The organism is uncultured Salegentibacter sp. (assembly GCF_963972535.1).
Classification (GTDB): Bacteria; Bacteroidota; Bacteroidia; order Flavobacteriales; family Flavobacteriaceae; genus Salegentibacter.
The window spans coordinates 1-2,420 of record NZ_CAXAVR010000196.1 but is presented as its reverse complement, the minus strand read 5'-3'; the positions used below and the strand labels follow the sequence as shown (position 1 = coordinate 2,420).

The following is a 2,420-nucleotide window of genomic DNA, read 5'->3' as shown; positions in this document are numbered from 1 at the left end:
GAAAGAAAATCTTTGGAGTTTCGTTTTTAGATGTTTCTACCGGTGAATTTTTAACAGCCCAGGGAAATTCAGAATATATAGATAAATTACTTCAGAATTTTAACCCCAATGAGGTTTTGATTCCGAAGAAAAATAAGAAGGATTTTAAGCAGATCTTCGGAGAAGATTTCCATACATTCTACCAGGAAGACTGGGTGTTTAAGCAAGACTTCGCCTATGAAACCTTAAACGAACATTTTCAGACAAAATCTTTAAAAGGTTTTGGAATAGAGCATTTGGAAGAAGGGATTATAGCTTCTGGTGCAATCTTGCATTATTTAGCTGAAACCCAACATCGAAAACTGCAGCATATTACTTCCATAAATCGTATTGCTGAAGAGGAATATGTGTGGATGGATCGGTTTACGATCAGGAATTTGGAATTATATCACTCTAACGCAGCAAATGCGGTGACCTTGTTGGATGTGATTGATAAAACTATTTCCCCAATGGGTGGAAGGCTTTTAAAACGCTGGCTGGCGCTGCCTTTAAAGAATGCCGATAAAGTTAGGAAGCGTCACGAAGTGGTAGGTTTTTTACTGGAAAACCCTTCAGTTTTAGCTGAAATTCAGCAAAACATCAAAAAAATAAGTGACCTGGAACGGCTTATTTCTAAAGTTGCTACAGGAAAAGTAACGCCACGGGAGGTACTTCAGCTTAATCATTCGTTGCAGGCTATAATCCCTATAAAAGAACTTGCGCTAAAAAGTAAAAATGAAGCCATTAAAATTATTGGCGATAATTTGCATTCCTGCGAAGTGCTACGGGGCAAGATAACCGAAAGTTTACACGAAGACGCACCGGTAAATATTCTAAAAGGAAATTGTATTGCTGAAGGTTTTTCGGAAGAACTGGATGATCTTAGAAAAATAGCATTTTCGGGTAAAGATTACCTGGATAATATGCTGAAGCGCGAAACTCAAATTACCGGAATTTCGTCGCTTAAAATAGGTAGCAATAATGTGTATGGCTATTATATTGAAGTGCGCAATACGCATAAAGATAAGGTGCCGGAAAGCTGGATTAGAAAGCAAACCCTGGTAAATGCCGAGCGTTATATTACGGAAGAATTAAAGGAATATGAAGCTAAGATCTTAGGGGCCGAGGAAAAGATTTTGCACCTGGAGCAACAACTTTTTGGCAAGCTGGTAATTTGGATGAACGATTATATTCAGCCAGTGCAGCAAAACGCACAACTTATTGCTCAGTTAGATTGTTTGTGTTCTTTTGCACAGCAAGCAAAATCTGAAAATTATTGCAAGCCTGAGATTGAAGAGCATCACGACCTAAATATAGAAGAGGGGAGGCATCCGGTTATTGAAAAGCAACTTCCAATAGGGGAGTCTTACGTTACCAACAATGTCACATTAGATCGGGAAAACCAGCAGGTAATTATGATTACCGGACCAAATATGAGTGGTAAATCGGCTATTTTGAGGCAAACCGCACTTATTGTTTTAATGGCACAAATGGGAAGTTTTGTACCTGCAAAAGCGGCAAATATTGGTTTGGTCGATAAAATTTTCACCCGAGTTGGTGCCAGTGATAATATTTCTCTGGGCGAGTCTACTTTTATGGTAGAAATGAACGAGACCGCCAGCATTCTGAATAATATTTCTGACAGAAGTTTGGTGCTTTTAGACGAAATTGGCCGGGGAACCAGTACTTACGACGGGATTTCTATTGCCTGGGCGATAAGCGAATATTTACACGAACATCCCGCCAAACCTAAAACACTTTTCGCTACGCATTACCACGAGCTCAATGAAATGTGCGATACTTTTGAGCGGATCAAAAATTTCAACGTTTCGGTAAAAGAATTGAAAGATAATGTACTTTTTCTTCGAAAACTGGTGCCGGGAGGTAGCGAGCATAGCTTTGGGATTCACGTGGCCAAAATGGCCGGAATGCCACAACAGGTTTTACATCGCGCAAATAAAATTTTGAAGAAATTGGAAAAATCCCATAAAATGGAAGACTCCAGTGAGTTATTAAAGAAGTCGGCCGAAGAAGAAATGCAACTTAGTTTCTTTAACCTGGATGATCCTATTCTTCAGGAACTAAAAGAAGAAGTTTTGCATATAGATATTGATACGCTTACGCCTGTAGAAGCTTTAATGAAGCTAAACGAGATTAAAAGAACCTTAGTTGGAAAGGAAAAAGCTAAAGCGAAAGCTTAACCAGTTTGAAGTTCTCGGTTGTGGGTTTTCAGTAAAAGATAGGAAAGTAGATTGGTAAGTGTTGGTAAACAATGAGTTGTAATTTTTTAAAGTTGGGAGTGAATTACTGAAAGGATTTTTTATTTCAGATTTTCTTTATTTTTTTAAAAAAGCCTTTGACATTATAAGATTTATATTAAATTTGCATCCGCAATACGCTAT

General features: G+C 38.1%; 1 protein-coding gene. It reads left to right on the top strand.

All coding sequences use genetic code 11. The annotated features are described in order from the left end of the window. Window positions 1-2,219: DNA mismatch repair protein MutS (mutS, locus tag AACZ30_RS13725; protein WP_339650080.1), on the top strand; the 2,219-nt coding region annotated here is incomplete at its 5' end. Window positions 2,220-2,420 lie beyond the last annotated feature (201 nt).